This window comes from Mesorhizobium sp. M7A.F.Ca.CA.001.08.2.1, assembly GCF_003998455.1.
Lineage (GTDB): Bacteria > Pseudomonadota > Alphaproteobacteria > Rhizobiales > Rhizobiaceae > Mesorhizobium > Mesorhizobium ciceri.
Genome location: NZ_RZPW01000868.1, coordinates 1 through 2,402 on the forward strand (window position 1 = coordinate 1; position 2,402 = coordinate 2,402).

General features: G+C 64.0%; 1 protein-coding gene and 1 pseudogene. Both read left to right on the forward strand.

Annotation, left to right across the window (positions count from 1 at the left end):
- Window positions 1-618, forward strand: a pseudogene (locus EN914_RS32230) (glycogen debranching enzyme GlgX); the annotation flags it as partial.
- Window positions 605-2,227, forward strand: coding sequence for an alpha-glucosidase family protein (locus tag EN914_RS32235; protein WP_024503699.1), 1,623 nt, complete (start codon window positions 605-607; stop codon window positions 2,225-2,227). The pseudogene EN914_RS32230 and the gene EN914_RS32235, both read left to right, overlap by 14 nt.
- The last annotated feature ends 175 nt before the right edge of the window (window positions 2,228-2,402 follow it).

Here is a 2,402-nt window from a genome sequence, read left to right on the forward strand (position 1 = left end):
GTGGAAGGTGATGCGGACAACCCGGCCGTGGCAGCGGCTCGCCAGAACGACCTGCGCGCTCTGCTCGCCGCGCTGTTTGCCTCGCGCGGCACCATCATGCTGACCGCGGGCGACGAATTCGGCCGCACCCAGCAAGGCAACAACAACGCCTATGCCCAGGACAACGAGATCATCTGGCTCGACTGGGCCGGCCGCGACCAGGCGCTGGAGCGCTACACGGCGGAACTCTCGAGGCTGCGCCGATCGATGCCGGCGCTTTCCGACACAAGCTTCCTCACTGGCCAGCCGCCGGCAGGTTCGGAGATACCGGACGTCGCATGGCTTGCTGAGACGGGCGCGCCGCTCGATGAACAGAGCTGGCAGGATCCGCAGCGGCACCGTCTTGTCATGGTCCTGAGTGGCGCCAGCGACGACGACCGCCGTCTTGCGGTGCTTGTCAACGGCGATCGCCGGGCCTGCATCTTCACCTTGCCTGAACGAGACGGATTCTTCTGGGCCCCAGCTATCGAAGCGCCGGATGCGGCGGATATCTCGCGGCCAATATCCGGGCGGACGATGATCTTCATGATCGAACGAGCGCAGGCCGGCACAAGGGAGAAGCGCAATGGCGGCGAGTGACAAGAAGGGATGGTGGCGCGGTTGCGTCATCTACCAGATCTATCCGCGCTCCTTCCAGGACACGACCGGCGATGGCAGCGGCGATCTCGCCGGTATCACATCGAGGCTCGCCCATGTCGCCTCGCTCGGTGTCGGCGCCATCTGGCTGTCGCCTTTCTTCAAGTCGCCGATGGCCGATATGGGCTACGACGTGTCGGACTACTGCGATGTCGATCCGATGTTCGGCACGCTCGAGGATTTCGATGCGCTGGTCGCCGAGGCGCATCGTCTCGGCCTGAAGATCATCATCGACCAGGTGCTGTCGCATTCATCCGACAAGCACGACTGGTTTGTCGAAAGCCGCGCCAGCCGCGATAACCCCAAAGCCGACTGGTATGTCTGGGCCGATACCAAGCCAGATGGCAGCGCGCCAAACAACTGGCTCTCCGTCTTCGGTGGCCCAGCCTGGGAATGGGATTCTACCCGCCGGCAGTATTACATGCACAATTTCCTCCCCTCGCAGCCCGATCTGAATTTCCACAATCCGGAGGTTCAGGACGCGCTTCTGGGAACTGTGCGCTTCTGGCTGGAGCGCGGCGTCGACGGTTTTCGGCTCGATACGGTCAATTACTATGTCCACGACCGCTGGTTGCGCAGCAATCCACCCTTGGCATCAAGCGTCGCCGGCACCAACAGCGAGACCAACACCTACCTTTACCAGGAGCACCTGTTCGACAAGACGCAGCCGGAAAACCTGGCGTTCCTGCGCCGCTTCAGGGCGCTGCTCGACGAATATGACGACCGCGCCGCCGTCGGCGAGATCGGCGATGAAGGCCGCTCGCTGCAGACGCTCGCGGCCTACACTTCAGGCGGCGACAAGCTGCATATGTGTTACACCTTCGACCTGCTCGGTCCGCAGTTCTCGGCTGCGCATGTGCGTGGCTGCGTCGAAGCCTTCGAGGCGGCCGTCTCCGACGGCTGGGTCTGCTGGGCCTTCTCCAACCATGACGTGGCGCGCCATGTCAGCCGCTGGACAAGGCCGGACAGCGAGCCCGACGCGGTCGCAAGATTCTCGATCATGCTGCTCGCCTGCCTGCGCGGCTCGATCTGCCTCTATGAGGGCGAGGAACTCGGGCTGGAGGAGGCGGAGCTGGCCTATGAAGATCTGCGCGATCCCGTCGGCATCCGCTTCTGGCCAGGCGTCAAGGGCAGGGATGGGTGCCGCACGCCGATGGTGTGGGAGGCCGGCGCCGACAATGCAGGCTTCTCCACGGCCAGGCCCTGGCTGCCGATACCGGCCAGCCATCGCGCTCGCGCCGTCGACGTCCAGAATGCCGACACGGTCTCTGTGCTCGCGTCCTACCGGGCTGCGCTGGCCTTGCGCGGGGAGCATGAGGCGCTGATATCCGGCTCGATCCGCTTTCTCGACGCCGAGGGTGACCTGCTCGCTTTCATCCGCGACGGCGGCGGTGAAAGACTGCTCTGTGTCTTCAATTTCGCCGGAGGACCGGCCAATTGGCCGTTGCCGGGGGACATCGGAGCGGTTGCGCAGCTGGATGGCAATGCCGCGGTCGTCGAGACTGAGCTTTTGCTGCCAGCGCTCGGAGCCTTTTTGGGCAGGCTCGACTGATATCCCGACGTTACTGCACCAGCACGGCACGTCCGCATGTCGCGCCGGTGACCCGGACATCGGCCACGCCGAGATGCACGCCGAGCGTATCGAGTAGATTGTAAAGCAATGTGTCGACTGGTGCGGTCACGGTTTTCAGAAGCGTCGTCACAGCTGGCTTCACGGTGCCGAGCAA